Source organism: Micromonospora maris AB-18-032 (assembly GCF_000204155.1).
GTDB classification, from domain to species: domain Bacteria; phylum Actinomycetota; class Actinomycetes; order Mycobacteriales; family Micromonosporaceae; genus Micromonospora; species Micromonospora gifhornensis.
The window spans coordinates 2,100,881-2,126,584 of sequence record NC_015434.1; the positions used below are offsets into that span (position 1 = coordinate 2,100,881).

General features: G+C 71.4%; 26 protein-coding genes. 10 read left to right on the forward strand and 16 right to left on the reverse strand.

The genetic code is table 11. From position 1 onward, the window contains the following. Positions 1–6: 6 nt before the first annotated feature. The gene (locus VAB18032_RS09635; protein ID WP_043720233.1) at positions 7–1,533 is read left to right on the forward strand and encodes an APC family permease; all 1,527 of its coding nucleotides are present in this window, start codon (positions 7–9) and stop codon (positions 1,531–1,533) included. Continuing rightward, entirely contained in the window at positions 1,533–2,132 is a 600-nt protein-coding gene (locus VAB18032_RS09640; RefSeq protein WP_013732616.1) for a GNAT family N-acetyltransferase, read from the forward strand. The genes VAB18032_RS09635 and VAB18032_RS09640 overlap by 1 nt, the downstream gene beginning before the upstream one ends. Before the next feature lie 55 nt (positions 2,133–2,187). On the opposite strand, the gene VAB18032_RS09645 is transcribed toward VAB18032_RS09640, so the two are convergent. Then, positions 2,188–3,009, reverse strand: coding sequence for a SigB/SigF/SigG family RNA polymerase sigma factor (locus tag VAB18032_RS09645; protein ID WP_013732617.1), 822 nt, complete (start codon positions 3,007–3,009; stop codon positions 2,188–2,190). Between the two features lie 271 nt (positions 3,010–3,280). On the opposite strand from VAB18032_RS09645, the gene VAB18032_RS09650 reads away from it, so the two are divergent. Continuing rightward, positions 3,281–4,003: an acetoacetate decarboxylase family protein gene (locus tag VAB18032_RS09650; protein ID WP_013732618.1), complete on the forward strand. Its 723-nt coding sequence runs from the start codon at positions 3,281–3,283 to the stop codon at positions 4,001–4,003. A 47-nt stretch (positions 4,004–4,050) separates the two neighbouring features. Next, the gene (locus tag VAB18032_RS33170; protein WP_013732619.1) at positions 4,051–4,179 is read left to right on the forward strand and encodes a hypothetical protein; all 129 of its coding nucleotides are present in this window, start codon (positions 4,051–4,053) and stop codon (positions 4,177–4,179) included. Positions 4,180–4,322: 143 nt separating this feature from the next. Here VAB18032_RS33170 and VAB18032_RS09655 read toward each other — a convergent pair whose 3' ends face one another. The 3 genes from VAB18032_RS09655 to VAB18032_RS09665 form a co-directional block, all read right to left on the reverse strand. After that, on the reverse strand, positions 4,323–5,057 hold the full coding sequence (locus tag VAB18032_RS09655; protein ID WP_013732620.1) for a sulfotransferase-like domain-containing protein: 735 nt from the start codon (positions 5,055–5,057) through the stop codon (positions 4,323–4,325). Beyond that, positions 5,054–6,037, reverse strand: a complete 984-nt coding sequence (locus VAB18032_RS09660) for an aldo/keto reductase (RefSeq protein WP_013732621.1) — start codon at positions 6,035–6,037, stop codon at positions 5,054–5,056. The genes VAB18032_RS09655 and VAB18032_RS09660 overlap by 4 nt, the downstream gene beginning before the upstream one ends. Positions 6,038–6,107: 70 nt before the next feature. After that, positions 6,108–7,310, reverse strand: a complete 1,203-nt coding sequence (locus tag VAB18032_RS09665; protein ID WP_081476067.1) for an argininosuccinate synthase domain-containing protein — start codon at positions 7,308–7,310, stop codon at positions 6,108–6,110. 337 nt (positions 7,311–7,647) lie between these two features. Here VAB18032_RS09665 and VAB18032_RS09670 point away from each other — a divergent pair, with 337 nt between their 5' ends. Together VAB18032_RS09670 and VAB18032_RS09675 are read left to right on the forward strand one after the other, a co-directional pair. Then, entirely contained in the window at positions 7,648–10,650 is a 3,003-nt protein-coding gene (locus VAB18032_RS09670) for a non-ribosomal peptide synthetase (protein WP_013732623.1), read from the forward strand. A gap of 34 nt (positions 10,651–10,684) precedes the next feature. Then, positions 10,685–11,314 (forward strand): LysE family translocator, encoded by a 630-nt coding sequence (locus tag VAB18032_RS09675; protein WP_198408927.1) that lies wholly within the window; start codon positions 10,685–10,687, stop codon positions 11,312–11,314. A 217-nt stretch (positions 11,315–11,531) separates the two neighbouring features. On the opposite strand, the gene VAB18032_RS09680 is transcribed toward VAB18032_RS09675, so the two are convergent. Both VAB18032_RS09680 and VAB18032_RS09685 read right to left on the reverse strand, forming a co-directional pair. After that, positions 11,532–12,521: a pirin family protein gene (locus VAB18032_RS09680; RefSeq protein WP_013732626.1), complete on the reverse strand. Its 990-nt coding sequence runs from the start codon at positions 12,519–12,521 to the stop codon at positions 11,532–11,534. A gap of 11 nt (positions 12,522–12,532) precedes the next feature. Beyond that, on the reverse strand, positions 12,533–13,009 hold the full coding sequence (locus VAB18032_RS09685) for a MarR family winged helix-turn-helix transcriptional regulator (protein ID WP_013732627.1): 477 nt from the start codon (positions 13,007–13,009) through the stop codon (positions 12,533–12,535). A gap of 168 nt (positions 13,010–13,177) precedes the next feature. Here VAB18032_RS09685 and VAB18032_RS09690 point away from each other — a divergent pair, with 168 nt between their 5' ends. Further along, entirely contained in the window at positions 13,178–13,702 is a 525-nt protein-coding gene (locus tag VAB18032_RS09690; protein ID WP_013732628.1) for a GNAT family N-acetyltransferase, read from the forward strand. A 67-nt stretch (positions 13,703–13,769) separates the two neighbouring features. Here VAB18032_RS09690 and VAB18032_RS09695 read toward each other — a convergent pair whose 3' ends face one another. Together VAB18032_RS09695 and VAB18032_RS09700 are read right to left on the reverse strand one after the other, a co-directional pair. Next, a complete protein-coding gene (locus VAB18032_RS09695; protein WP_013732629.1) occupies positions 13,770–14,357 on the reverse strand; it encodes a general stress protein in 588 nt (195 codons plus the stop codon). A 202-nt stretch (positions 14,358–14,559) separates the two neighbouring features. Then, positions 14,560–15,933: a glycoside hydrolase family 6 protein gene (locus VAB18032_RS09700; protein WP_013732630.1), complete on the reverse strand. Its 1,374-nt coding sequence runs from the start codon at positions 15,931–15,933 to the stop codon at positions 14,560–14,562. Positions 15,934–16,117: 184 nt separating this feature from the next. Between VAB18032_RS09700 and VAB18032_RS09705 the strand changes: the two genes are divergently transcribed. Further along, a complete protein-coding gene (locus VAB18032_RS09705) occupies positions 16,118–17,077 on the forward strand; it encodes an NAD(P)/FAD-dependent oxidoreductase (RefSeq protein ID WP_013732631.1) in 960 nt (319 codons plus the stop codon). 19 nt (positions 17,078–17,096) lie between these two features. Here the strand turns inward: VAB18032_RS09705 and VAB18032_RS09710 are convergent, their stop codons facing one another. Further along, complete coding sequence (locus VAB18032_RS09710; RefSeq protein WP_043720244.1) at positions 17,097–19,217, reverse strand: SpoIIE family protein phosphatase; 2,121 nt, start codon at positions 19,215–19,217, stop codon at positions 17,097–17,099. 189 nt (positions 19,218–19,406) lie between these two features. On the opposite strand from VAB18032_RS09710, the gene VAB18032_RS09715 reads away from it, so the two are divergent. Next, positions 19,407–20,249: a mechanosensitive ion channel family protein gene (locus tag VAB18032_RS09715; RefSeq protein ID WP_013732633.1), complete on the forward strand. Its 843-nt coding sequence runs from the start codon at positions 19,407–19,409 to the stop codon at positions 20,247–20,249. 52 nt (positions 20,250–20,301) lie between these two features. Here the strand turns inward: VAB18032_RS09715 and VAB18032_RS09720 are convergent, their stop codons facing one another. The 6 genes from VAB18032_RS09720 to VAB18032_RS09745 form a co-directional block, all read right to left on the reverse strand. Beyond that, positions 20,302–20,676, reverse strand: a complete 375-nt coding sequence (locus VAB18032_RS09720) for a DUF6401 family natural product biosynthesis protein (RefSeq protein WP_043720247.1) — start codon at positions 20,674–20,676, stop codon at positions 20,302–20,304. Positions 20,677–20,857: 181 nt separating this feature from the next. Further along, on the reverse strand, positions 20,858–21,142 hold the full coding sequence (locus tag VAB18032_RS09725) for a hypothetical protein (RefSeq protein ID WP_013732635.1): 285 nt from the start codon (positions 21,140–21,142) through the stop codon (positions 20,858–20,860). Positions 21,143–21,259: 117 nt separating this feature from the next. Next, a complete protein-coding gene (locus VAB18032_RS09730) occupies positions 21,260–21,517 on the reverse strand; it encodes a hypothetical protein (protein ID WP_013732636.1) in 258 nt (85 codons plus the stop codon). 159 nt (positions 21,518–21,676) lie between these two features. Then, on the reverse strand, positions 21,677–22,138 hold the full coding sequence (locus VAB18032_RS09735; protein ID WP_013732637.1) for an SRPBCC family protein: 462 nt from the start codon (positions 22,136–22,138) through the stop codon (positions 21,677–21,679). Positions 22,139–22,187: 49 nt separating this feature from the next. Beyond that, entirely contained in the window at positions 22,188–22,604 is a 417-nt protein-coding gene (locus VAB18032_RS09740) for a DUF2795 domain-containing protein (protein ID WP_013732638.1), read from the reverse strand. 46 nt (positions 22,605–22,650) lie between these two features. Then, entirely contained in the window at positions 22,651–23,631 is a 981-nt protein-coding gene (locus VAB18032_RS09745; protein WP_013732639.1) for a YihY/virulence factor BrkB family protein, read from the reverse strand. Between the two features lie 141 nt (positions 23,632–23,772). On the opposite strand from VAB18032_RS09745, the gene VAB18032_RS09750 reads away from it, so the two are divergent. Continuing rightward, positions 23,773–24,174 carry a ChaB family protein gene (locus tag VAB18032_RS09750; protein WP_013732640.1) on the forward strand — a complete coding sequence of 134 codons (402 nt, stop codon included), beginning with the start codon at positions 23,773–23,775 and terminating at the stop codon, positions 24,172–24,174. Between the two features lie 55 nt (positions 24,175–24,229). Here VAB18032_RS09750 and VAB18032_RS09755 read toward each other — a convergent pair whose 3' ends face one another. Beyond that, on the reverse strand, positions 24,230–25,663 hold the full coding sequence (locus VAB18032_RS09755) for an aldehyde dehydrogenase family protein (protein WP_013732641.1): 1,434 nt from the start codon (positions 25,661–25,663) through the stop codon (positions 24,230–24,232). Positions 25,664–25,704 lie beyond the last annotated feature (41 nt).

The following is a 25,704-nucleotide window of genomic DNA, read 5'->3' on the forward strand; positions in this document are numbered from 1 at the left end:
GCTCCCATGTCCTCCACAGTGACATCGCAGCGACCAAGCAACGTCTCCGAGGCGTTGGCCCGTGGCCGCCTCGGCGTACCCTCCGTGGTCTTCTTCGTCCTGTCCGCGGCGGCGCCGCTGACCGTGGTCGCCGGGGTGGTCACCACCGGCTACGGGGTCATCGGCGTGCTCGGCATCCCGCTGGCCTTCCTGGCGGTCGCCGCCGTGCTGGCCATCTTCTCCGCCGGCTACGTGGCGATGGCCCGTCGGATGGCCAACGCCGGCGCCTTCTACGCCTACGTCGCGCGTGGCCTGGGCCGCCCCGCCGGGGTGGGTACGGCCTGGGTCGCGCTGCTGGCCTACAACGCGTTGCAGGTCGGGCTCTACGGCACCATCGGCGCGGCGGCCACGCCGGTGCTGGACCGGCTCTTCGGCATCACCCCGCAGTGGTGGATCGTGGCGCTGATGGCCTGGGCGCTGGTGGGGGTCCTCGGCCTGCTCCGGGTGGACATCAACGGCATGGTGCTGGCCGCGCTGCTCTGCGCCGAGATCGCCATCATCGTGCTGTTCGACCTGGGCCAGCTGAGCAACCCGGCCGCCGGGGGCGCGACCTTTGCGGCCTTCTCGCCTGACAACTTCTTCGTGCCGGGGGTCGGCGCGGTCCTGGTGCTGGCGATCCTGGGTTTCGTCGGCTTCGAGGCCGCGGTGGTGTTCAGCGAGGAGAGCAAGGACCCGAAGCGGACCGTGCCGATGGCGACCTACCTGTCCGTGGCGATCATCGGCGTGGTCTACGCGCTCTCCTCGTGGAGCATGACGGTCGCCGTGGGGCCGGACCGCATCGTCGAGGAGGCCGGCGCCCAGAGCATCGACCTGATCTTCAACCTTGCCGGGGCGCACCTGGGCGACACCGTGCTCACCATCGGCCAGGCGCTCTTCCTGACCTCGGTGCTGGCCGCCATGATCTCGTTCCACAACACGACCGCCCGGTACGCCTTCGCGCTGGGCCGGGAGCGGGTGTTGCCGGCGGCGTTCGGGCGGACCTCGCCGGTCACCGGCGCGCCCCGGGCCGCCTCGCTGGCGCAGAGCACGCTCGGCCTGGCGGTGATCCTGCTGTACGCCGTCAACGGCTGGGACCCGGTGCTCCAACTGTTCTTCTGGCTGGGCACCAGTGGCGGCTTCGGTGTGCTGCTGTTGATCGCGACGACCGCCATCGCGATCATCGTGTACTTCGCGCGCAGCGGTGAGCAGGAGACCCTGTGGCGGCGGCTGATCGCGCCCGGCATCGCCGCGATCGCGCTGTTCGCGATCATCGTGCTGGCGGTGCAGAACTTCGCCAACCTGCTCGGCGTGGAGCCCGACTCGCCGCTGCGCTGGCTCTTCCCGGCGGCGTACCCGGTCGCCGCCGCGCTCGGTGTGCTGTGGGGCGTGGTGCTGCGGCGCACCCGACCCGACACGTACGCCCGGATCGGGCTGGGCGCGGAAAGCACCGCCGCGGTAGTCGGGCTGCCGCCGGCGGGCACCGATCCGGTGCAGCCCACGACGGGGGTGCGGTGATGACACAGGCGGACATCGATCGTCTCGGCCCCGCTGACGCCCGGTGGGTGGCCGAACGGATCGCCGAGGCATTCCTGGTGCTGGACGCGACCCGGTGGCTGGTGCCGGACGAGGCCAAGCGGGAAGCGGTGCTGGCCGCCCAGTTCGAGATCGTCGTGTCGCACGCGCTGCGGCACGGGCTGGTCTTCGGCACCGCGGACCGGGTCGGCGTGGCCGTCTGGCTGCCGTCGGTCGGCGATCCGCTGCCCGAGCCGGAGGACTACGACGCCCGGCTGGCCGCCGCGTGCGGGGAGTGGACGCCCCGCTTCGCCCACCTCGACGAGTTGTTCGCGGCGAACCACCCGCATGCCGACCACCACCATCTGGCGATGCTGGCCGTGCGGCCGGACCGGCAGGGCACGGGTGTCGGGAGTGCGTTGCTGCGGCACCACCATGCCTGGCTGGACGCCAACGGCGTACCGGCCTATCTGGAGGCGAGCAGCGAGACCAGCCGGGATCTGTACGCCCGGCACGGTTACCGGGTCGCCGAGCCGTTCCGGCTGCCGGACGGCACGCCGTTCTGGCCGATGTGGCGGGAACCGGGCAGCCAGCCGGCCTGATCGTGAACACGACGATGGCCGGGCCCGCCGGCCCGGCCATCGTCGCCACCCCCTCCTAGTACGTACCGTCGAGCTGCCCCCGCAGCTTCGTCAGCGCCCGAGCCAGCAGCCGGGACACGTGCATCTGCGAGACGCCGATCTGCTCGGCGATCTGCGACTGCGTCAGGTTTCCGTAGAAGCGCAGCGTCAGGATCTTCTGCTCGCGCTCGTCAAGCGTGGCCAGCGCCGGTCCCAACGCCACCCGCAGCTCGGCCAGCTCGAACTCGCTGTCCTCGCCGCCGAGCATGTCGCCGAGCTCGGTCGCCCGGTCGCCGTCGCCGGTGGGCGTGGACAGCGACACCGCGTTGTAGGCGCGGGCACCCTCCAGGCCCTCCAGCACCTCTTCCTCGGTGAGCTTGAGGTGGGCGGCGATGTCCGCCACCGTCGGCGAGCGGCCCAGGGTCTGCAGCAGCGAGCTGTTCGCGTCCGAGATGGCCAGGCGCAGCTCCTGCAGCCGCCGGGGGACCCGGATGTCCCAGGTGCGGTCGCGGAAGTGGCGCTTGAGCTCGCCGATGATGGTGGGGATCGCGTAGCCGGCGAAGTCGACGCCGCGCGTGGGGTCGAACTTGTCGATGGCCTTGATCAGGCCGACCGCCGCCGTCTGGGCCAGGTCGTCGGTCGGCTCGCCCCGGCCGCTGTAGCGGTGGGCGAGGTGGTTCGCCAGCGGCAGCCATGCCTCGATGGCCCGGTCGCGCAGCGCGGCACGGGACGGGTGCCCGGCGGGTAGCGCGGCCATCGCGTTGAGCAGGTCGGTGGCGCTGTCGGTGAGCGCTCGCGGGTCGAGCTTCGTCGCGGTCGTCGGCGCGGTCGCCGGCTCGGTGATCGTTGGCGCGGTCATGGTGGTCCTCCCTGCACCTCGTCCGCGGATAAAGACGTGACGCTTCGGTTAGGCGCTGTTCGTACGTTCGGGAGTCACCATAGCCTGATAGGGCAGCGGAAATCTAGCCGAACGGACGATGTCTTTAAGTGATTTTAGGTCGCTTAACGACATGAATCGGACACAGGTTGGTGGTTTGGATGGCGAAAGATGGTGACTGTCGAGTTTTCGCCCTTGTCCCGTCCACGGGACTAGCCGTAGCGTCGCGGTACATCCCCTGTCCGGAGGCACCGTGCTCGATCCTGCCGTTCCCCACCTCGTGGTCAACAGCCGCGCGCTCTACTTCAGCTGGCTGCCGGCGGATCCCGACGCGGTGGCCGCGCTCGTTCCGGCCGGCCTGCGACCGCATCCGGACCGGCAGGTGTTCATGAACCAGTACGTGGTGGACGACCCCGTCCAGACCTCCGGGTTCGGCTCGTACTCACTTGCCTATCTCGGCGTGACCCTGGCCGACGTGCCCGCTCCGGACGGGGTGACCCCGGGCGGCTGGTGGACCCATTACGTGGCCTCCAGCGACCAGGTCCGCGACTACGCCCTCGCCCGCGGCGCTCCCGCCCTGGCCGGCAGCACCACCATCAGGTCGGACCACGACAAGGTGGTGGCCGAGACGGAGATCGGCGGGGTACCGGTGATCCGGGCCCAGGCCCGCGTCGGCGAAACGGGCACCACCACACACAACGGCCACCACCGCTACCTCACCGCCCTGGACGGGCAGGTGGTCAGCAGCACCTATCCGGTGATCTCCGAACCGGTAGGCGGGTTCGAGATCGAGTCGGTGGAGTTCCTCGAACCGGAGCATCCGGTCTACGCGCTGCGTCCGGAGAATCCGCTCACCATCGCCTGGGGCTATTACGCCCCCCGGTCGTCGTTCGCCTACCCGGGCGGGCTGACGGTGTGGGGCGAACTGGAGCTGTCCAGTGGCGCGACGGGGGTTTCCGCAGGCCCATTCGGGTAACCCAGGGGCTGGATCGGCATTCACCCCTACCTCGAGGAGGCCGCACCATGCCCGGCGAGACGACAAGCGCTGTGACCGAACACCGTGAGCAGGCGGTGGAGGGGGAGCGGGGAGCGCTGTTGGCCGTACTGGTGATGGTGGTGCTCGGCGTGGCCGGGATATTCGCCGTTTCCTGACCAGCGGGGGCGCCCCGGTCGCATCGGGCGCCCCCATCTGTCGTCACAGTCGGGTCAGGGCCGCGAACGCCCTGCATGCCGCCAGCGAGGAGTGACCCGGCACCGGCCGTGGAAGGTCGTCGGGACTGCAGTCCGGGCGCTGTTCAGGCCGGGTGCGGCGAGAACCGCAGCGCGTGCAGCGCCTGGTAGAACGGCCGGTGGTACGCCTCCAGCGCGGCCAGCCAGGGGTCGTTGTCGGGGCGTACCTCGTGGCGGGTGGTCCGGGTGGTGAAGCCGCTGCTCGCCTCCACGTCCCGGTGCCACGCCCGGGTGCGCGCGAAGGCCTGCTGCTCGCCGGGCTGCCAGCGCAGCGCCTCCGGGCGGTACGGGAGCCCGGTCACCTGGCAGAACCGCTCGGTGGCCGCCTCCGGTATGGCGGCCACCTCGTCGCCGTCGAGCACCAGCGGGACCTCCCCGGTGACCGCGCGGACCGCCTCGACCATGCCGTGCAGTCGCTCGAAGCCGATCTCGTCGCGTTCGACCGACTGGTTCATCGCGTAGTGCGAGGCGACCACGGCGGCCGGGTCCCGGATCATGAAGGTGTTGGTGACGTCGGTGTAGAGCCGCCGGTCGCGCAGGATCTCGTCGTAGGGGTAGTCGGTGGTCTCCTTGAGGAAGACCCGCTGTCCGCTGCGCCGGCCGAGGGCGAGCAGCAGGTCGAAGAGTTCACCGATGCTGGCGGCGCGCTCGCCGTCGATGTCGAAGTGCCCCACGGCCGCCAGGTTGGAGAAGGGTTCGTGCACGACGGCCAGGTCACCGCGCTCGATCAGCATCCGCAGGAACGCCGTGGAGCGGGAGCGCGGCACCGCCCAGAGGGCGATCACCGGGGTGCCGCTCACTGGGACCAGGCGGTGGGTTGGCGGTCCCAGCGGTGCTCGCGCAGCCGGGCCAGTACCGACTCCTCCAGCGGGGGCGCGTCACTGGTGGCCAGGTTCGCCTGCACATGATGGATCTTGCGCATGCCGGGGATGACCGTGCTGACCGTCGGGTGCGCGAGGATGAACCGCAGCGCCAGCTCCGGCATGGTCATCCCGTCCGGTACGTCCTTGGCCAGCGCCTCGGCCCGCGCCACGCTGGCGGCGAGGTTCTCCGGCACGAAGTAGCTGTTGCGCCAGTCACCCTCGGGCCAGGTGCTCTCCATGGTCAGGGTGCCGGTCAGCGTCCCCTCGTCGAAGGGCACCCGGGCGATCACCGCCACGTCCAGCTCCTGGCAGAGACCGAAGAGTTCGTCCTCCGGGGCCTGGTCGAAGATGTTGTAGATCACCTGGACGGCGTCCACCAGGCCGGTACGCATCGCGGCCATGCCGTTCCACGGTTCCCAGCGGTTGAGGCTGAGCCCGATCCCGGTGACCAACCCCGACTCGCGCAGCTCCCGCACCATGTCCTGCCAGCGTGGATCCTCGGCCCAGGAGTCCTCCCAGACGTGGAACTGCAACAGGTCGATCCGCTCGACGCCGAGGTTCTCCAGGCTCTTGTGCAGGTACTCCCGGACGTGGTCGGCCGGGAAGACGTCCTCGAGCCTCGACTCCCGGGTGGACGGCCAGTTACGGTCCTTCGGCGGGATCTTGGTGGCCACGTAGAGCCGGCGGTCCGGATGCCGGCGCAGCAGCTCACCGAGGAGCACCTCGCTGTGGCCGCGGCCGTAGATCCAGGCGGTGTCGAAGAAGTTGCAACCCCCCTCGACCGCCGCGTCGAGGGCGGCGTGGCCGGTGGCGTCGTCGGCGCCGCTCCAACCCCCCTCGCCACCGGCGATGCCCCACATGCCGTAACCGACGTCACTTACCGACCAGCCCAACCGACCGAACCTGCGGTACTGCACGGACCTCTCCTGTCCTGTCGCTGCCTTCGATGGTGGTGCGGGACCGGGCCGAGGCGCCGGTGACATGCCGTCAGCGCAGGCCGACGATCGGCTCGCGCCACCGGTTGCCGCCGGTGCCGAAGCGGGTCTGCTGGTCGTGGCCGACCCCGGGGGCGTCGATGCCGGCGACCCGGGCGGTGCCCCGGTGCAGGACCAGCCGAACCGTGGCGGTGGCCGGGCGGACCAGCTCGTCGATCGCCGCGCGGGCGGCCGCCGCGACCGGACTGGCGTAGCGGGCCTCGTAGACCGCCGCGCCGAGCACCGGCCCGAGCGACTGGTAGAGCCCTCGGGCGTGCGGATCGAGGCAGACCTCCAGCACCCGCTGCCAGGCGGTGTCGAGGATCTCCAGCCCGGGTGCCTCGTAGACGCCCCGGCACCGGGTGCCGATGATCCGGCGTTCCACCACGTCGCGCAACCAGACGCCGTGCCGGGCGCCGAGATCCCGGGCGGTACGCAGCACGTCGACCGGGTCGGGACCGCTGCCGTCGACATCGGTGACCCGGCCGGCGTCGAAGCTGACCGCGACCGTCTCGGCCTGTGCCGGTGCCTCGCTCGGATAGACGCTCCAGCGAGGTGTCAGGCTGCCGGCGTCGACCGGGGTGGCCAGATCCTCCAGGGCGGAGGACTCGTGCGACGCGCCGGCGAGGCAGGCGTCGGTGGAGCGGTCGGCGTCGCTGCCCCGGTCGAGGAAGAAGCCGGCGTCTTTGACCGCGTTGAGCATGGCGCCCCGGCCGGCGGCGAAGCGCTCGAGGGCGTCCGGGTCGGTCCAGGGGGCGTAGACCCGAAGGTCGGGGGCGAACTCCCGAGCGTACGCGGCGAAGCGACGCTGGTCGTTGCCGCCGCCCACGCAGCCGTGCGCGAGCACCGTGCAGCCGTCGGCCCGCAGCACCGGGGTCAGTTGCTCGACGAGGACGAGCCGGGCCGCACCGGTGGTGTTCCAGTAACCGCCGTCATGTCGCGCCTGGTAACGCAGCAGGTCGAGACCGATCTCGGCCATCCGGGGGCGCAGGTCGACGACGCTGGCCGGCAGGCCGGCGTCGCGCAGCGAGGCGACCAGGTCGGCGATCTCGTCCGGGTCGCTCTGTCCCAGGTCGGCGACGTAGTGGTGACTGGCCACGCCCTGCTCCCGCAGCCACACACCGAGGGCCAGACTGGAGAGGCCACCGGCCTGGAAGACGCCGACGCGTTGGTCGGCGAGGTCCCCGTGTCGCATGTGTTCGGTGCCTCTCGTCATGGGGCAGCACTGCCCGAAAGGGCTCCTGGCAGGGCCGGCACACCCTAGCAACCTGATCCGTCACTCATCAAGGACTGTCGCGACAAGCGGGTCTATGTTAAAACGTAACTCGATTTGCGTAAATCGAATCCTCGCCGACGATCGGCAACCATTATTTCGGTCATATCACACCAAGATCCACTATGGCCTGACGATTCCCAGTGAATCGCCGGTCCTCGACCGTGCGCGCTGGCGACACCTGCCGGCGGCACGGCAGAAGGGACGAGCGTTGGACGCCCGATCATCCGCACCACGACCCGCCTCTACGCTCCGGGCTGGTCTCGGGCCCATCCTGCCGGTGCCGGCCGAAAGCTCGGTCATCGACCTCTTCGAGGCCACGGTGGCACGGACCCCGGACCGGCCGGCCGTCCGCTTCCGCGACCAGACCCTCACGTTTCGCAAGCTCAACCAGCATGCCGAGGCGCTGGCCGAGAGTCTGGTCGAGCGCGGGGTGGGCGTCGGTGACTTCGTCCCGCTGGTCATCGCCGAGGGCGTCGAGTTTCCGATCGGTCTGCTGGCGGCGATGAAGGTCGGTGCCCCCTTCGTGCCGGTCGACCCGGGCTGGCCGGCGTCCCGGTTGGCCGAACTCTTCCGTCAACTCTCGCCCCGGGTCGTCCTCGCCGTGGCCGCCACTGCACCGGCACTGGTCGGCCTCGGCACCGCCGACCATGTTCTGATAATTGACCGCACACAATTGGTGAGCGGAACTCCGACCGGCCCACGCCCCGGCCCGGACGACCTGATTTACGGGTATTTCACCTCCGGCTCCACCGGCACTCCCAAATGCGCACTGAACAGACATCGGGGTCTGGTCAACCGGCTCGCGGCAATGTCACACCACTTCGGTGACGGCGCCGAGCAAATCGTGTTGCAGAACAGCAAGCCGACCTTCGACTCCTCGATGTGGCAACTGCTCTGGCCGTTGACCACCGGCGGCCAGGTGGTCCTGCCCGACCGGCAGGGCATCCTGGACCTGGAGCAGACCTGCCACATCCTCGGCCGGTACGCGGTGACCATCACCGACTTCGTCCCCTCGGTGCTCGGCGCACTGGTCAGCCTCCTCGAACTCCGGGCCGACCTCTGCGCCGAACTGGCCGGTCTGCGCCGGATGCTGATCGGTGGCGAGGAAGCCAACGGTGCGGTGCTCGACCGCCTCTGGAAGCTCCTGCCCGACCTGAGGGTGACCAACACCTTCGGCCCGACCGAGTGCTCGATCGGCTCCGTCTTCCACGAGATCACCGAGGTCACCGGCCGAATCCCCCTCGGCACCGCCATCGGCAACACCGCCGCCGTGGTGCTCGACGACGCACGTCGCCCAGTGCCCCCGGAGACCGTCGGCGAGATCTACATCGGTGGCCTCTGCGTCGGCGCCGGCTATCTCGGTGATCCGGAGCGCACGGCCCGGGCCTTCGTGCCCAACCCGTTCCCCGAGATCGCCGGTGACCTGCTCTACCGCACCGGGGACCTGGGTCACCACACCCCGGACGGGCTGCTGATGTTCGACGGCCGCCGCGACGACCAGGTCAAGGTCGGCGGGGTCCGCATCGAACTGGCCGAGGTGGAGCGGGTCCTCGCCGCGCACCCGGCGGTACGTGGCGCCGCGGTGATCGTCCGGGGCGAGGGCGACGCCCGGTCCCTGGCAGCCTTCGTGAGTCTGCGGTCCGACGAGTCCCACACCGTCACCCCGGCCACCCTGGTCGACTGGCTGCGGGCGTCGCTGCCCCCGGAGACCGTGCCCCGGGCGGTGACCGTGGTGGACGAGATTCCGCTGACCCCACACGGCAAACTCGACCGGCGCGCCCTGGAGCAGGTGGCCCGGACGGCCGCCGGCAGTGCTCCGGTGGAGGCGCCCGGCAGCCCGGCGGAGGAGCTGGTCGCCTCGGCCTGGTGTGAGGTGCTCGGCCGCGCCGAGGTCTCGGTCAGCGTGCCCTTCGCCGACTACGGCGGCACCTCGCTGCTCACCCACCAGCTCGCCGCACTGCTCGGCCTGCGCCAGGCCGGTCCGGTGTCCCTGGCCCACCTGCTGGCGGCCGACACCGTACGGGCCCAGGCCCGGCTGCTGGGTAGCGGGCAGAGCGACACCGGCGCAGCGGTGGATCTCGGGCTGCTGGCCCGCGACGCCGACCCGAGCGACCTGGTCGGTGCCGGCGTGCCGCCGGCACCGACGGTGGCCCGACAGCTGCTGCTGACCGGGGTCACCGGTTTCGTCGGCGCGCACGTACTGGCCGAGTTGGTGACCCGGCCGGAGGTCGAGCTGCACTGCCTGGTCCGGGCGGCCGATCCGGCTGCCGGAGCGGCCCGGCTGGTGGCGGTGCTGCGGGCGTACGGGCTGACCGACGCGCTCACCGCCCTGGAGCACGCCCTGGTGCAGGGGCGGGTCCGGGTGGTCACCGGTGACCTGGGCGCACCGCTGCTCGGCCTCGACGACACTGCCTTCCGGGCCCTGGCCGGCGCGGTGGACGCGGTGGTGCATGCCGGTGCACTGGTCAACTTTCTGCGCGACTACGGCGCCCACCGGCGCCCCAACGTGTTCGGCACCGGTGAGCTGGTCCGGCTCGCCGCCGCCGGATCCGGCTGCCGGCTGCACGTGCTCTCCACGTTCAGCGTCTTGTCCGCCGCGGCGCGCGGCACGTCCGGGACACCGATCGGCCCGGACCGGTTGCCCGGACTGGACGAGCCGCTCCCGCCGGGCGGGTACGACCAGTCCAAGCTGGTCGCCGAGCACCTGCTGGAGCGGGCCCGCGGCTTCGGGGTCGACGCGGTGGTCTACCGGCTCGGCGAGATCTGGCCGCACCGTCGGATCGGGCTGCCGAACCGGGCGTCACTGGCGCACTCGGTGGTCTACGCGGCGGCGCGTACCGGGGTGGTCTTTCCGACCGGGGCGCGCACCGACCACCTGCCGGTGGATCTGCTGGCCGGCTGTCTGGCCGACGCGGTCCTCGGTGCGGCACCTGCGGCCGGCGGCACGGTGCACCTGCTCCGACCCGGTGGTCTCGGGTACGCGGAGATCTTTGCCCGGCTGGCCGAGGCCGGCGCCGAACACCTCGGCTACGCCGAGTTCCGGTCCCGGCTGAGCGCGCTGGCGGCGTCCGGCGACGCGGACGAGCGGCTGGTCCGGGTGGCGATGCTGTTGCCGGCACCGCAGGGCGCCGACCCGGTCGCCCCGGCCAGCTTCGACCGTCTCTTCACCGATAGCTCCGCGCACTTCACCTCCTGTGAGCTGGCTGGGCAGGCGTTCGCGGCCGGTTCCCCGTTGGCGGACCTGGCGGCGTTTCTTGATCGGTTGGATGTGGCAAGGTAGTGCCTTTCTTCGGAACCTCCGTTCACTGTGGTTGGTGTCTGTGCTGATCGATCCTGGCCTGTTGGCCGTCTTCCTCGTCGCGGTGCTGGTCATCTGCGTGACGCCCGGCCCGGACATGCTCTACATCCTGGCCACCTCGGTCAGCCAGGGCATCCGGGCCGGGTTGGTGGCGTCGGTCGGCATGTCCCTGGGCATGCTGGTGCACACCGTGCTGGTCTCGCTCGGCCTGGCGGCACTGATGGCTGCGGTGCCGGTGCTCTTCGACGTGATCAAGTACGTCGGTGCCGCCTACCTGGTCTACATCGGTGTCCGGGCCTGGTTGGACTCCTCGTCGGCGTCGGAGGTCCAGGAGCGTGCGGTAGTGCCGCTGCGTACGGTGCTCTGGCGTGCCACCATGACGAACCTGCTCAACCCCAAGATCGTCCTGTTCTACCTGGCCTTCCTGCCGCAGTTCGTCGATGCCGACGCCGGGGGCGCGGGTGTGCAACTGCTGGTGCTGGGGCTGCTCTTCGTGCTGGTGGGGCTGCTGGTCGACTCGGTGATCGCGCTCGCCGCCGGTCGGCTGGGGGAGTGGCTGCACCGGCGGCACCGGGTCGACACGCTGCTCAACCGGATCGCCGGCACGGTCTTCGTGGCCCTCGCCGCCCGCCTGGTCTTTCTCTGATCCTCCACCGGTACCGCATGGCCTCGCCCTCACGGTACGGGTGCGCCCGGCGGAGCGCGCTGTGACCGAACACCGTGAGCAGGCGGTGGAGGGGGAGCGGGGAGCGCTGTTGGCCGTACTGGTGATGGTGGTGCTCGGTGTGGCCGGGATATTCGCCGTTTCCTGACCAGCGGGGGCGCCCCGGTCGCATCGGGCGCCCCCATCTGTCGTCACCGGGTCAGGGTCGCGAACCCTGGCCGTCGGTGTGCGCCAGCCGCTCGGCCGGGATCACCCCGAGCCGGCCGGCCTGGTAGTCCTCGAAGGCCTGGATCAACTCGTCACGGCTGTTCATTACGAACGGGCCGTACTGGGCGACCGGCTCGCGGATCGGCTGACCGCCCATGATGTACAGATCCAGCGTCGGCGTGCGGCTGTCCTGCCGGGCGTTGGCCCGCAACCGCAGCGCGTCACCGGGGCCGTGCACCGCGAGCTGCCCGGTGCGTACGCCACGGCCGTTGGCGCCGATCGTGCCGCGCCCGCCCAGCACGTAGACCAGGGCGTTGAAGTCGGGCCGCCAGGGCAGGTCGACCTGCGCCCCCGGCTCCACCGTCACGTGGGTCACGGTGATCGGGGTGTACGTCGAGCCCGGTCCCTGGTGTCCGGCGATCTCACCGGCGATCACCCGGATCAGCGCGCCGCCGTCCGGCGTGGTGAGCAGAGCGGCCTGGTTGCCCCGGATGTCCTGGTATTTCGGTGGGCTCATCTTCGCCACCTTGGGCAGGTTGACCCAGAGCTGGGTGCCGTGGAACAGGCCGCCGCTGACCACCAGGTGCTCCGGCGGCGCCTCGATGTGCAGCAGGCCACTGCCGGCCGTCATCCATTGAGTGTCGCCGTTGGTGATGGTGCCGCCACCGCCGTGCGTGTCCTGGTGCTCGAAGATTCCGTCGATGATGTAGGTGACGGTCTCGAAGCCCCGGTGCGGGTGCCAGCTGGTGCCCTTCGGCTCGCCCGGGGCGTACTCGACCTCGCCCATCTGGTCCAGGTGCAGGAACGGGTCCAGTTCGCTGGTCGGTACCCCGGCGAAGGCCCGGCGCACCGGGAAGCCCTCGCCCTCGAAGCCGCTCGGCGCGGTGGTCAGCCGGCGGACCGGGCGGATGGTGGTGGTGGACTCGTCGAGCCGGGGCAGTCGGGGCAGGACGAGGACGTTGTCGACGGTGATCGCGGGCATCGGAGGCTCCTTCAACTGTCGCTGTGAGCGGGGCTGGCGGTGGCCTGCAGCCGCTGGCCGAGTCGGGTGAAAATCCTGGTCAGGCAGGCGATCTCGGCGTCGTCGAGGTCGTCCATCAGGTGCGTGCGTACCGAGTGCAGGTGCTGCGGTGCGGCCTCGCGCAGGGCCAGCAGGCCGGCGGCGGTGAGCACCGCCTCGCTGCCCCGCCCGTCCTGTGCACACGGCTGCCGCGCCACCAGGCCGCGCCGTTGCATCGAGGAGATCTGGTACGTCAGGCGGCTGGGTGAGAAGACCAGCCGTTCGGCCAGCTCGCCCATCCGCAGTCGCTGCCCGGGGACCTCGCTGAGCAGCACGAGCACGTGGTAGTCGGCGAGGCTCAGGTTGCTGGTGGCGCGCAGATCCTCCTCCAGCCGGGTGAGCAACCGCTGGCTGGCCTCGATGTACCCCCGCCAGGCGGCGAGGCGGTCGGGGCTCAGGCTCTCGGTCATGCCCCCACGGTAGCACAAACTAAAATTTGAACTATCTCGCTGAACTGCTGCCCGGAAAGCGGGCAGCAGGGCTCATGGGAGAAGATATTGAAGGTTTGAATTACAGCCTTGGACCGGTGACCGTATTCCAGCGGTGGTACGCGAGGAGCGTGTGCCACACTGCCCGACGTGGTGAACCTGACCGGCCCTGGCCTGCTGCTACGTCCCTGGCAGGAGGGCGACGCCCCTGCCGCCCTCGACGCCTTCGGTGACCCGGAGATCGCTCTGTGGAACCCCCAGGGCGACGGTCTCGACCTGGACGCCGCCCGACAGTGGGTACGGCGGCGCGCCGACTGGTCGAACGGCACGAACGTGGCGCTGGCGCTGGCCGATCCGACCGATCCGGCCGTGCTGCTCGGCTCGGTGTCGCTGCACCGCATCCACGACGGGGACGCCTCGATCGGCTACTGGGTGGTGCCAGCGGCCCGCGGACGAGGGCTCGCCTCGGCCGCGGTCGCCCGCGTCACCGCCTGGGCCTTCGCCGAACTCGGACTGCACCGCATCGAGTTGTGTCACGCGGTGGGCAACCCGGCCTCCTGCCGAGTCGCCGAACGGGCCGGCTACCTGGCCGAAGGCACCCTGCGGCAGTCGCACCGCTACGGCGACGGCCGGCGCCACGACGAGCATCTGCACGCCCGCCTGGCCACCGACTGACCGTCGCGGGCACGATCCGCCCCCGACCGTACCGGTCGGGGGCGGTGGGAATCGTGCCCGGTTGAGGTCAACCTGCGGTCTGCGGGGCGCGCCCACCCAGGTGCAGTCGGCCCAGCAGTTGACGGGCCTGTTCGGCGACGTCCGCGTCGACGATGACGGCGTACTGGTTGGCGCGCAGCGAACTGGCCGAGGTGAAGTCGCGCTTGCCGCCCGTCATGGCGTGGGCGACCGCGCCGAACACCGCGCCCCAGATCGCGCCGATGACCAGGCCGGCCAGGATCACCGCGAGCCAGTTGCCGACGGTGAAGATGCCGAACAACAGGCCGATGAACAGACCGAACCAGGCACCGGTGCCGGCGCCGATCAGACCGGCACGAGCGGTCGTCATCCGACCCAGCACGGTCTCCACCAGGGTCAGATCGGTGCCCACGATCGCGCTGCGTTCCACCGGGAACCGGTTGTCGGCCAGGTGGTCCACCACCCGTTGGGCGGAGGGATAGTCCGGGTAGGCCCCGATCGTCACGGTCGGCGGGCCGAGTTGCGGACCGTGCCCGTCGCCGCTGGGCGCCGCGGTACGGCCACCCGGCCCCGACGGGAGGGTGCCGCCACCGGTCACGCCCGGCTGCCAGGCCGGGGGATTCGACTGTGTGGTCATGGGTCTCCTCCTTCGTCGCTCCACGCGTTCCCGCCCGAGGGCAGCGGTAACGCGTCGGCCGGGCCGGCGAACCGGACGTCGGCCACCGGCGCTGAAGCCGACGGAGGCGACAGCCGACGGAGAATCAGCCGACAAGGGTGACGCAGGCGTGAGCCCCTCGCCGATGCCCGAAGGCGGTGGCGAGGGGCCCAGGCAGGTGCGATCAGGTGCAGTTGGTGCCGTTGAGGGTGAAACCGCTCGGTGCCGGCAGGCTGCTGCCGCTGTAGGTGCCCTGGAAGCCGGTGCTGAGGGTGCCACCGCTGGGCAGGCTGCCGTTCCAGTCGGCGTTACGGACCGAGATCCGGTCGCCGGACTGGCTCCAGACGCCGTTCCAGCCGTTGCTCAGCCGTACCCCGGAGCCGGCCGTGAAGGCCAGGGTCCAGCCGTTCACCGAGCTGCCGCGGTTGGTCACCCGGATCTCGGCGGTGAAGCCACCGGTCCAGGTGTTCGGGGTGAACGTCACCGTGCAACCGGCGCCACCGGGCGGCGGGGTGCTGGGCGGCGGAGGAGTGGTGGGCGGCGGGGGAGTGGTGGGCCCCGGGGTGGTGGGGGCCGGCGTGGTGGGCAGCGGCCCGGCCGCGATGGCCAGGTCGTACGCCCGCTGCGGCACGAACTGACCGGCGGCGGCGATGCAGCCGTCGGCCTCGCCGGGCAGCTTGACCCAGAGGAAGGCGTCGATCGCCGAGTCGCCGGTGTTGGTGGTGCTCGGCGTGCCGATCGCCCGTCCCGGCGGGTCGCACCACTCCGAGCCGGCGGGACCGTTGCCGTTACGGCTGGTGTCGATGACCGCCTTCAGGCGGGAGATCCCGGTCGCCGCGATGATCGACTTGGCGTAGGAGACCTCACCGGCGGTGCTGCGGTAGTTCGACACGTTCACCGAGATGCCGTCGGCGCTGTTGGCGATGTCCGCGGCGAGCAGCCGGTTGGCGGCCTCGCCGGCCGAGAGCCAGCCGCCGTGGCCGATGTCGTAGTAGACCTTCGCCGCCGACGAGCCGCGCTTGAGGGCCTTACCGGCGTACGCCATCGAGGCCCGGACCTCGGCCTGCTGGTTGCCGTCCATGCAGCTGGTCATGATGGGGAGCACGTCGGGCTCCAGGATGATGGTGGCCGGTCGACCCTGCAGGCCGGCCGCCACCTGGTCCACCCACTGACGGTAGGCGCTGTGGTTGGGCGCGCCGCCACCGCTGTGGTTGCTGCAGTCGCGGTTGGGGATGTTGTAGACCACCAGGATCGGGATCTTGCCCGCTGCCGCGGCGGCGCCGACGAACTGGCTCACCTCGCCCTGCACGGTCGAGGTGTTGGTGGTGGTGTACCAGCGGGGCTGCGGCACGTTGGCGATCCGGTCCCGGATCACGGCGGCCCGGGAGTCGCCCGGGTTGGCCGCCACCCAGCGGGCGGCGCTGGTCTGCGGGTCCACGTAGAAGGCGGAATCGGCAGCCGCGGCGGGCGCCGCCAGCAGCGCGCCCACGCCGACGGTGGCGGCGACGGTGAGTGCCGTCACCGCGCCGACCACGGCGGACGTGCGTCGGGTTCTCATGGTCTGCTCCTCGGATATATCGAGCAAGTTGCGTGGAAGCGCTCCCACATGTCCGTCAAGGTACGCACCCGTTGCGAGATTGTGAAGACCTTCCGGAAGCATCGATGGCTTTAGGTATGTTTGACGGCCCGGCCAGCGGCCAGGTACGACGGAGCCAGCAGGGACCGGTACGTAAGATCACCGGGTGACTACGGAGCGGACCGGCGTCGTGGTGGTCGGTGCCGGCATCGCCGGTGTGGCGTGCGCGGTGCAGCTGCAACGGGCCGGCGTGCCCGTCCAGCTCAGGGAACGTGCCCAGGTGGCCGGTGGCCGGATGGCCAGCAAACGGTTCGACGGGCGTCCGGCCGACCTGGGCGCGGCCTACTTCACCGTCAGCGATCCGGACTTCGCCGAGGTGGTGGCGCAGTGGCAGGCCGCCGGGCTGGTCCGGGAGTGGACGGACACCTTCGTCGCGTACGGCGCGCAGGGGCGGCACGAGGTCCGTGGCCCGATGCGGTGGGCGGCGCCGGGCGGACTCCGTTCACTTGTCGAGCACCTGTCGCAGGACCTGCCGGTGCTGGTGAACCGGCTGGTGCTCGACGTGGCCCCGGGACCGTCGGTGGACGGCCAGCGGTGCCAGGCAGCGGTACTGGCGATGCCCGGGCCACAGGCCGCGTTGGTGCTCGACCCGGCCCTGACCGCCGCCACCGAGGCGCTGCGGAACCAGCGTTGGTCACCGTCACTGGCGGCGATGCTGCGGTTCCCGCACCGGCGTTGGCCGGACTTCCGGGGCGCGTTCGTCAACGACCACCCGGTGCTGCGCCTGGTCTGCGACGACGGCGACCGCCGAGGTGACCGGGAGCCCGTGCTCGTCGCGCACACCACCGCGCACTTCGCCGCCGGGCATCTCGCCCAGCCCACCGCCGCCGCCCCGGCGGTCGAGGCGGCCGTACGCGACCTGCTCGCCCTGCCCGAACCGGCGGTACACGTGCACCTGCACCGGTGGACGTACGCCCAGCCCACCGCCGGTTCCGCCGCCGGGTTCCACCTCGACGACGAGGGGATCGGGCTGGCCGGAGACGCGTACGGTGCGCCACCCCGGGTACAGACAGCGTGGCGCTCCGGCCACGACCTCGGTCGCGCGCTTGCCAGCCGGCTGACCTGAGCTACCCGCGCTGAAAGCCCTACTGCGGCGGGGTGAGGATCTCGAACCAGACGGTCGAGCCCCGCACGGTGGGATCGGTGCCCCAGGCGTCGCTCAACTCCTCGATCAGGCCCAGCCCACGGCCCCGACTGCTCAACGTGTCCGTCCGGGTCCGGGTGACCGTGCCGCGCGAACCCGAGTCGGCCACCGACACGAGCAGGCGCTCGGGGCTCAGGTCGATCTCCACCCGGGCCGCCGTGCCGGCGTGCAGCAGGGCGTTGGTGGTCAACTCACTGGTGCACAGCACCGCCGCGCCGATCACCGACTCGGCCACCTGCCACTCGGTGAGCTGGGCGGTCATCCAGTGCCGTACCCGGCTCGGCGCCGTCGGCTCGGCCGGTACCTCCATCCGGGCCGACCGGCTCGGCCGCAGCGCGTACTCGACGGCGAGCACGGCCACGTCGTCCTCGGTGGCGCCGGGCACCGCGGCGGTGGCGGTGGCACAGAGCGCGCGTGGGTCGCCGCTGTGCGCGGCGCCCACCGACTCGGCCAGCCGAGCCAGACCGTGCGTGAGCCCCTGCCGCCGCCGTTCCACCACGCCGTCACTGAACAGCAGTAACGTGTCGCCGGGCGGGAACGCGACGGTGCAGGTCGCCGGCTGGTATCCGACGCCCAGCGGCGCGCCGGCCGGCACCTGCACATACTCGGCTCGCGGCTCGCCGTCGGCCGAGCAACGCCGGATCAACGGTGCCGGATGGCCGGCGCTGGCCAGGGTGAGCAGTTCCCGGGCCACGTCGATGACCCCGAACGCCACGGTGACGAACAGCTCGTGCGTACCGGCCTCGGCACCCAGGCTGCTGACCAGACGGTCGAGCCCGACGAGCACCTGGTCCGGGCGCGGCTCGTTGAGGGCCAACGCCCGCAGGGCCGCGCGTACCTGACCCATCCGGGCCGCGGCCTGCACGTCGTGTCCGGCGACGTCACCGAGCACCACGCCCAGCTCACCGGTGGGCAGCACGAAGGCGTCGTAGAAGTCGCCACCTGCGGCGTTGCCGTCCACGCCCGGGTCGTAGCGCGCCGCGATCCGCAGCCGGGGCAGGCCCGGCAGATTCTCCGGCAGCATGCTGCGCTGCAACAACTGGGCCGTACCGTGCTGGGTCTCGAAGCGGCGGGCCCGCTCGGTGGCCTGACCGACCAACTCGGCCGACGCCGCCAGCAACACCCGCTCCTGCGCGGACCAGCTGTGCGGGGAGCGGTAGCCGACGGTGAGGGCACCGCGTACCACGGCGGCGCTCAACGGCACCGTGGCCAGGGATCGGATCTTCTGGTCGTGACGGTCGGCGGCGACCTCGCGCAGGGGCTCGCCGTCGTCGGTGTAGCTGGCCCGCCCGGTGCGGGCGCTGACCACTGCCGGGGCCGGCCAGTCCGCCGGCCCGCGCCGCCACAGCGGCGGGAGCCGCTCGTCGGCCTCGTCCACCAACTCGCCCCGCACCCGTCGGGCGAGCCGCCAGCCGCCACCGTCGTCCACCGCGAAGGAGACCCGGTCGGCGTCGAACGAGGTGATCGCGTAGCGCAGCGCGACCCGGGCCACGTCGTCGAGGGTGAGGGTGCCGGACAGCGCCGCGGCGAGTTCGCTGATCCCCTGCAACTGCCGGATCGCCGGGTTGGTCTCGGTGATCACGGACAGCACACCGACGATGCGGCCCCGGCTGTCCCGCACCGGGGAGCAGGCCCGTACGTACACCACCTGGTCGAGTTGCCCGTTGGCCCGGCGCAGCGGCAGGGTCATCTCCCGTTCCAGGAACGGCTCGCCGGTGCGGTAGGTGTGCTCCACCACGTCACCGATGCCCGGCATCGGCCAGATGTCCGCGAAGACCTGCGGCGCGGGCTGTCCGAGGGCCTGGGGGTGCTTGTCGCCGATCAGTTCGGCGTACGCGTCGTTGTAGAGCAGGAAGAACTCGTCGCTCAGGTGCAGCACCATCGGTGCCGGCGAGGCGAGCACGATCTCGGCGGCGGCCCGTACGGCCAGGTCCCAGTATTCCGGGGGGCCGAGCCTGCTGCCGCTCCACTGATGGCGGCTGACCATGCCGGTGACGCCAGGCATCCGCGCGCTCGGGACGCTGCCTGCTGGCGTGGGGACTCGCCCGACCGTTCCTGGCATGACAGCAGCCTAGTCCGGCGAGCCGAACAGTGTTTCGATCATGCGCCGCGATCCCCGAGGCTCGGGACATAAGTCCAGTTCAGAGCAATCCTGTGGCGATCTGTCGAGAAAAAGGAGGCGATCGGCGCGGCGTGCCGTCCGAGCGAAGGGGTAAGCGCGCGGGGCAGACCATGCGACAGGAGGGACATCATGCCGGAAACCTTCGCGGCCAGGCAGGTCGACATCGGCAATGCCGTGGCTGACATGTGGAGGTCGGTGCTGCTGTTCGTACCGAGGGCCATCGCGTTCATCGCGATCCTGGTGGTCGGATGGCTCATCGCCAGAGCCGTGCTCAAGATCGTTGACGCGGCGCTGGAACGGGTGGGGTTCGACCGGGCGGTCGAACGAGGTGGCATCAAACGAGCACTGGAACGAACGAAGTACGACGCCAGTGACATCCTGGCGAAGCTGGCGTACTACGCCGTGCTGCTGTTCACGTTGCAGTTCGCGTTCGGGGTCTGGGGACCCAACGCGATCAGCAACCTGATCTCGGGTGTGGTGGCCTGGTTGCCACGCGCGTTCGTCGCGATCGTCATCGTGGTGATCGCCTTCGCGATCGCCAACGCCGTACGGGACATCGTCAGCGGGTTCCTGGGCGGCCTGTCGTACGGCAAGGTGCTGGCCGACGTGACGGCCTTCTTCGTGATCGCCCTGGGTGTGATCGCGGCGCTCAACCAGGTGGGCATCGCCACCACCGTCACGACGCCGGTGCTCATCGCGGTGCTCGCCACGGTGGCCGGCATTCTGATCATCGGCGTCGGTGGTGGTCTCGTCAAGCCGATGCAGAACCGCTGGGAGGACTGGCTGCGCCGGATCGCTGACGAGTCACGGGCCGTTCGTGAACAGCGGCAGGGCGCTGCGGCCGGTCGCGGCGACACCCAGCGGCAGATGGCCGACCGGGCCGGTGCCGAGCGGAGTCAGGCGATGGCCGGTGGCCGGGCGACCCACCAGTCCGGGGCCGCGAGTGACGAAACGCAGCAGTTTCGCCGGTGAGCACGGCAGCAGGTCGCAACGGGTGTCCGCCGACGGCGGGCACCCGTTGCCGTCACAACGGCGGCGGCTGCGGGGCCGGGGTGTCGAGGGCGGCGGTCAGCGCGCAGACGGCGAGCAGGCGCACCAGCACCCAGTCGGCCTCCGACCAGTCGATCGGATCCGTGGGCGGCTGCCACCCGTGTTCGTCGGCTGCGGCGCGTACGCCCTCGGCGTAGCCGGCGAGCGCGGCGGCGGTCAACGGGCGCTGGTCACCGTGCAGGCTGTCGCGTACGGCGGCGGCGTGCTGATCGACGACCGCGAGCAGCCCGGGCAGCTGGTTGGCGGCGGCCAACCCGTCGAGCCCGACGGCGTTGGCGAGCCCCACGAGGGTGGTTCGCGTAGCGTCGACAGCAGTGGAGGTGGGAACCTCGTTCGGGGGCACGCGCATGGGGAACGAATCTAACCAACCCGGACCGGTAGCGTCCTCGTCCACTCGGTTGGCCGGCGCATCCACCGCTGGTCGCCGTCGGCTGTCCGCGCGTTCCGAGTCGGTGCGGACCGGGCAGCCCACGCCGCCGCGGATGGTGCACCAGCCCTCAGCAAGGCACGAAACGGACCAGCGGGCAACGTCACCGAGCGAACCCGACCCTCGGCCGGGGTGACCGATCACACAGCGCCGACGACCCGGCGAGCCGGGCCGTCGGCGGTGAAGTCAGTCGGACGAGCGGGCGTCGGCGGGCGGCGTCGTCGGCGATGATCACAGTGGCCACCATCAGCGCGACGCAGAGGCTGAACAGCCAGGAGCTGTCCGCGACCAGCCGGGCGGAGACGGGTGCCTGCACGGCGGCGAGGAGGAAGCCGATCCATGCCAGGCGGCGCTGACGCGTGGTGAGGAAGCCGGAGCCCTGATGCATTCCGAAAGTCTTACGCGCATCGAGGGCGTTGCCGTCAGCCGAACGGCCGATTCTGGCCGAGCTGTCCGGATTTCCGACCGTCCGGCCAGCGCCTCACCGCCCCGGTCGGGGCGGGCGTCACATGGTGTCGGGTCCGGTCCGGCCGGTGGTCGACGGGCGGTAACCCCGCTCCGGGTCGGTCGGCTCCAGGTCGCTGCCGGGCACGACCCGACCGCGGTCGGCCGGCTCCGGGCCGTGCCCGAAGGCGGCCTCCTCACCGGCGTCGTTGGCGGTCACGTCATCGGCCTGCCCGTCGAGCGTGTTGCGGGCCACGGCCCGGTCCAACTCCTCCAGCGAGAGCCGCTCCTCTTTGCGCCACGTCCTGTCGTCCGTCATGCCTTGAGCCGTACCCCCGCCGGGTCGCCGCAAACGGGAGCGGCCACCCGCGGCCCGAGCCGTGCACCGACGGTGCCCAGCCGGCCCGGCGACCGACGGTGCGCCGTGCACGGCGACGGCCGCCGGTGGGGACACCGGCGGCCGTCGACGAGATCATGCTCAGGGCTGCGGTCGGTCGACCTTGCCGCGCCAGGCGCCGGTCTCCTGCCCGCGTCGTTCGATGAACTGCTTGAACCGCTGCAGATCACCCTTGGCCCGCCGGTCGACCACGCCGAGCTTGTCGCCGGCCTGCTCGATGACGCCGTGCGGGTCGAACTCCAGTTGCAGGCTGACCCGGCTGCTGTGCTCGTCGAGCCGGTGGAAGGTCACCACCCCGGCGTGCTGGGTGCCGCCGGTCGAGCGCCACGCCACCCGCTCGTCGGGCAGCTGCTCGGTGATCTCGGCGTCGAACTCCCGCTTGACCCCGGCGATCTCCACGGTCCAGTGGGTCATCGTGTCGGACAGTTGGCGTACGGACTCCACGCCCTCCATGAAGTGGGGGAATTCCTCGAACTGGGTCCACTGGTCGTACGCCGTCCGCACCGGGACGGCCACGTCGACATGTTCGGTTACGCCACTCATCAGCATCCCTCCCTGCGCCGGCGGGGGCGACGGGCCTGGACGGCCCGTCTCACCAGCGCGTCGTCTCGTTCTTGTGCCCCAACGCCGCCCACACCTCGGACACCGTCTGGTACCGGGTGCCGTCGGGCAGACGCTCCAGCGCGGCGATCACGTCGTCGGGTGCCTCGTTCTCCCGCGCGTTGGCGAGCAACGCGGCCCGGTCGCCGGGCAGGGCGGTCATCGTGATGAACCGCCCGAGCCGACTTCGCGCCTCGACGTCCTCGGAGGTCATCCCCTGTGGGGTGCCGCTGCGCAGGTCACCGCCGGGGGCGGTGGTCGCCTCCGGCTGGTCTTCCCCGGCGGGTTCCGGCACCCGGGACTCGTCGACCCGCGAGCCACCGGTCCCCGGCCCCTGTACCAGGCCGTTGACCTCCTGGCTCATCTGCTCGTCGACTCTCGGTGCGTGCTTGCTGTTGCCGCGATCCATGCCTTCTGCGCTACCCGCCACGGTGAGTGGTAAACCCGGCAAGCAGTCACGAACCGGCCGGTGAGCGGGGCGGCAACACCGGTTCGGTGGTGTCGTTCGCACCGGACTGGATCACCCGACCGCGCTGGAGTTCGGCGTTGATCTGGACGCCGAGCATCAGCGCCGAGTTGGACAGGAAGAGCCAGACCAGGAACGCGATGACCGCGCCGAGGCTGCCGTAGGTGGCGTCGTACGAGCCGAAGTTCGCCACGTACAGGCCGAAGCCGAAGGAGGAGATCATCCAGGCGAGCAGGGCCACCACGCCGCCCGGGGTGAGCCAGCGGAAGCGGGGCTGGCGCACGTTCGGCGCGACCCAGAACAGCAGGGACAGCAGCAGCATCGCGATCATCGCCAGGGCCGGCCACTTGGCCACTGCCCAGGCCGTACGAGCCGCGCCACCGGCACCGATCAGGTCACCGACCGCGTCCGCGACCGGGCCGCTGACGATCAGACCGGCGGCCACCGTGGCGATCAGGACCAGCGACAGGGCGGCAAGCCCGATCTGCATCGGACGCAACCGCCACATCGGCCGGCCCTCGATCACCCCGTAGATCGCGTTCGAGGCACGGGTGAACGACGCGATGAAGTTCGACGCCGACCAGAGAGCACCGAACAGGCCGAAGCTGAGCAGGACCCTGGCCGAACTGTTCTGGTCCACCAGCGCCCGAACCACCCCGACGAAGCTCTCGTTGCCCACCACATCACCGGCGCCGACGCCACGGGCCAGGTCCAGGACGGTGTCGACGGTGCGTTCGCCGTCAGAGACGAGACCGACCAGGGCGACCACCACGACGGTGGACGGAAACAGCGCGAGCACCCCGTAGTAGGTGAGCGCGGCAGCCCAGTCCGTGCAGTTGTCCCGCAGGAAGTTGCGGCCGCTGCGGATCAGCACGCCACGCCAGGTCGGCCAGCTCAGTTGGCGGATCCGGCGGGGCAGCCCGGCGGTGCGACCGTCGGCCGGCGGGACGTCGGAGTTCGTCGTGGTCATCACCGCTCCCTCGCAGTTCGCGACCCGGTTCGGGTGGCCCGGCCGGTACCCGGCCTCAGCCGTCGGCAAACCGCTCGCCCGTTTACCGGCTGCGGCAACGGGGACGCCAGTAGGAACGCTCGCAGACGACAGGAGGACGAGATGCCCGGGCGCGAGGTACTGCCCAGCACGCTGCGGCGCTCCCCGGAGAAGGCCCAGCGCACCTGGGAGAAGACGCACGATTCCGCCGTCGAGACCTACGGCGAGGGCGAGCGGGCGCACCGTACCGCCTTCGCCGCGGTGAAGCACCAGTTCGAGAAGGTGGGCGACCACTGGGAGCCCAAGGGCCGCAAGGGCCCCAGCGACGCGCAGGCCGCAGGTGGCGGCCCGCAGCGGCGGGCACCCACGGCCGGTGGGGTGGACGCCAACGCCCCCAAGGACCACCTCCTGGAGGTGGCCCGCAAGCTGGACGTGCGGGGCCGATCGAGCATGACCAAGCCGGAACTGGTCAAGGCCATCGAGAAGGCCAACGACCGGCAGACCCGCAAGGCCCGCGGCGACTGAGCTGACGTCGAGGGTTCCGGTCGCAGGGGTACGCCCGCGACCGGGACCCTCGCGCTCACCAGTGCCCGCCGCCGGGCGCCTCGATGTGCACCGCCTTCATCGCGGTGAACTCGTCGAGCAGTTCCGGCCCGTAGCCGAAGCCCTGACCACTGCCCCGACGGGGATGGGCGGCACCGGCGGGGGCGCCGCCGAAGACCGCGTTCACCTTGACGGTGCCGACCGGCAACTCCCGCCAGGCCCGCTGGGCGTGGCTCATCGACCCGGTCAGCACCGTGGCGGCCAGCCCGTACGGCGAGTCGGCCGCACACCGCAGCGCCTCGCTGAACGAGTCGACCACCACCACCGGCGCGACCGGCCCGAAGGTCTCCTCCCGGACCAGCGTCAGGTCGTGCCGACAGTTGTCGACCACCGTGGCGGGATAGAAGGCGCCGGGGCCCTCGGGCAGCGTGCCGCCGACCCGGATCCGGGCACCGTCGGCCGCCGCCGCGGTGACCTGCCCGTGCACCTGGTCACGGTGCCGCCGGTCGACAAGCGGGCCGAGTTCGGTGTCCGGGTCGCGGCCCGGCCCGACGCGCAGTGCCGCAGCCCGTTCGACGAGTGCGTCGACGAAGTCCTCCGCGATGTCCCGATGGACGTAGATCCGTTCCACGGCGACGCAGATCTGCCCCGCGTTGGCGAACGCGCCCTGCGCCGCCTGACCGGCCGCCCAGACCGGGTCGACGTCGGCGTCGACGATCAGCGGGTCGCTGCCCCCGTTCTCCAGCAGCACCTTGGCGCCGCCGGCCGCGGCAGCCGCGGCGATGGCCCGGCCGGTGGCGGTGGAGCCGACGTGCGCCACCACGTCCACCTCGGCGGCGGCCAGCGCCGCGCCCGTCTCCGGCCCGCCGGTGAGCAGCGACAACACCCCGGCCGGCAGCGCGGTGTCGAACGCCCGGGCCAGCAGCCACCCGGTCGCCGGGGTCCGTTCGCTCGGCTTGTGCAGCACCACGTTGCCGGTGACCAGGGCCGCGCCGAGCAGCCCACAGGCCACCGCCACCGGATCGTTCCACGGGGTGATCACGGCGACCACCCCGCGTGGCTCGGGGGCCATGAAGTCGAGAGCGGCGGGATCGCCGTGCAGGGTACGCCCACCACGCGTCGCGGCCAGTTCGGCGTACTGGCGCAGGGTGCCGATGCCGGCGTCGACTCCGCCCCGGGCGTCGGCCAGCGGCTTGCCCATCTCCGCCGTGGTGGCCTGCGCGAGTTCGTCGGCGGCCTCGGCCACCGCGTCGGCGGCGCGGTGCAGCGCCGCCGCCCGTTCCGCCGGTGCGGTCGCCGCCCACTGCGCGGTCACCTCCCGGGCCGCCGCCACGGCCTTGCCCACCTCGTCGGCGATCGCGATCGGCGCGGTGCTCACCCGGCTGCCGTCGGACGGGTCGCAGACCACGAACTCGCCGTCGTCCCCGCCGGCCCCCCACACCCCGCCGATCAGCTGCGCAACCGTGTACATGGGCGCTGGATGCCCGACGTCGGGGCCGGCAAACGTTTCGT

Coding starts and splice junctions, on each gene's coding strand:
- VAB18032_RS09635 (WP_043720233.1), top strand. CDS start 7: ATGTCCTCCACAGTGACATCGCAGCGACCAAGCAACGTCTCCGAGGCG.
- VAB18032_RS09640 (WP_013732616.1), top strand. CDS start 1,533: ATGACACAGGCGGACATCGATCGTCTCGGCCCCGCTGACGCCCGGTGG.
- VAB18032_RS09645 (WP_013732617.1), bottom strand. CDS start 3,009: ATGACCGCGCCAACGATCACCGAGCCGGCGACCGCGCCGACGACCGCG.
- VAB18032_RS33170 (WP_013732619.1), top strand. CDS start 4,051: ATGCCCGGCGAGACGACAAGCGCTGTGACCGAACACCGTGAGCAGGCG.
- VAB18032_RS09665 (WP_081476067.1), bottom strand. CDS start 7,310: ATGACGAGAGGCACCGAACACATGCGACACGGGGACCTCGCCGACCAA.
- VAB18032_RS09680 (WP_013732626.1), bottom strand. CDS start 12,521: ATGCCCGCGATCACCGTCGACAACGTCCTCGTCCTGCCCCGACTGCCC.
- VAB18032_RS09685 (WP_013732627.1), bottom strand. CDS start 13,009: ATGACCGAGAGCCTGAGCCCCGACCGCCTCGCCGCCTGGCGGGGGTAC.
- VAB18032_RS09695 (WP_013732629.1), bottom strand. CDS start 14,357: ATGACCACACAGTCGAATCCCCCGGCCTGGCAGCCGGGCGTGACCGGT.
- VAB18032_RS09700 (WP_013732630.1), bottom strand. CDS start 15,933: ATGAGAACCCGACGCACGTCCGCCGTGGTCGGCGCGGTGACGGCACTC.
- VAB18032_RS09710 (WP_043720244.1), bottom strand. CDS start 19,217: ATGCCAGGAACGGTCGGGCGAGTCCCCACGCCAGCAGGCAGCGTCCCG.
- VAB18032_RS09715 (WP_013732633.1), top strand. CDS start 19,407: ATGCCGGAAACCTTCGCGGCCAGGCAGGTCGACATCGGCAATGCCGTG.
- VAB18032_RS09720 (WP_043720247.1), bottom strand. CDS start 20,676: ATGCGCGTGCCCCCGAACGAGGTTCCCACCTCCACTGCTGTCGACGCT.
- VAB18032_RS09725 (WP_013732635.1), bottom strand. CDS start 21,142: ATGCATCAGGGCTCCGGCTTCCTCACCACGCGTCAGCGCCGCCTGGCA.
- VAB18032_RS09730 (WP_013732636.1), bottom strand. CDS start 21,517: ATGACGGACGACAGGACGTGGCGCAAAGAGGAGCGGCTCTCGCTGGAG.
- VAB18032_RS09735 (WP_013732637.1), bottom strand. CDS start 22,138: ATGAGTGGCGTAACCGAACATGTCGACGTGGCCGTCCCGGTGCGGACG.
- VAB18032_RS09740 (WP_013732638.1), bottom strand. CDS start 22,604: ATGGATCGCGGCAACAGCAAGCACGCACCGAGAGTCGACGAGCAGATG.
- VAB18032_RS09745 (WP_013732639.1), bottom strand. CDS start 23,631: ATGACCACGACGAACTCCGACGTCCCGCCGGCCGACGGTCGCACCGCC.
- VAB18032_RS09750 (WP_013732640.1), top strand. CDS start 23,773: ATGCCCGGGCGCGAGGTACTGCCCAGCACGCTGCGGCGCTCCCCGGAG.
- VAB18032_RS09755 (WP_013732641.1), bottom strand. CDS start 25,663: ATGTACACGGTTGCGCAGCTGATCGGCGGGGTGTGGGGGGCCGGCGGG.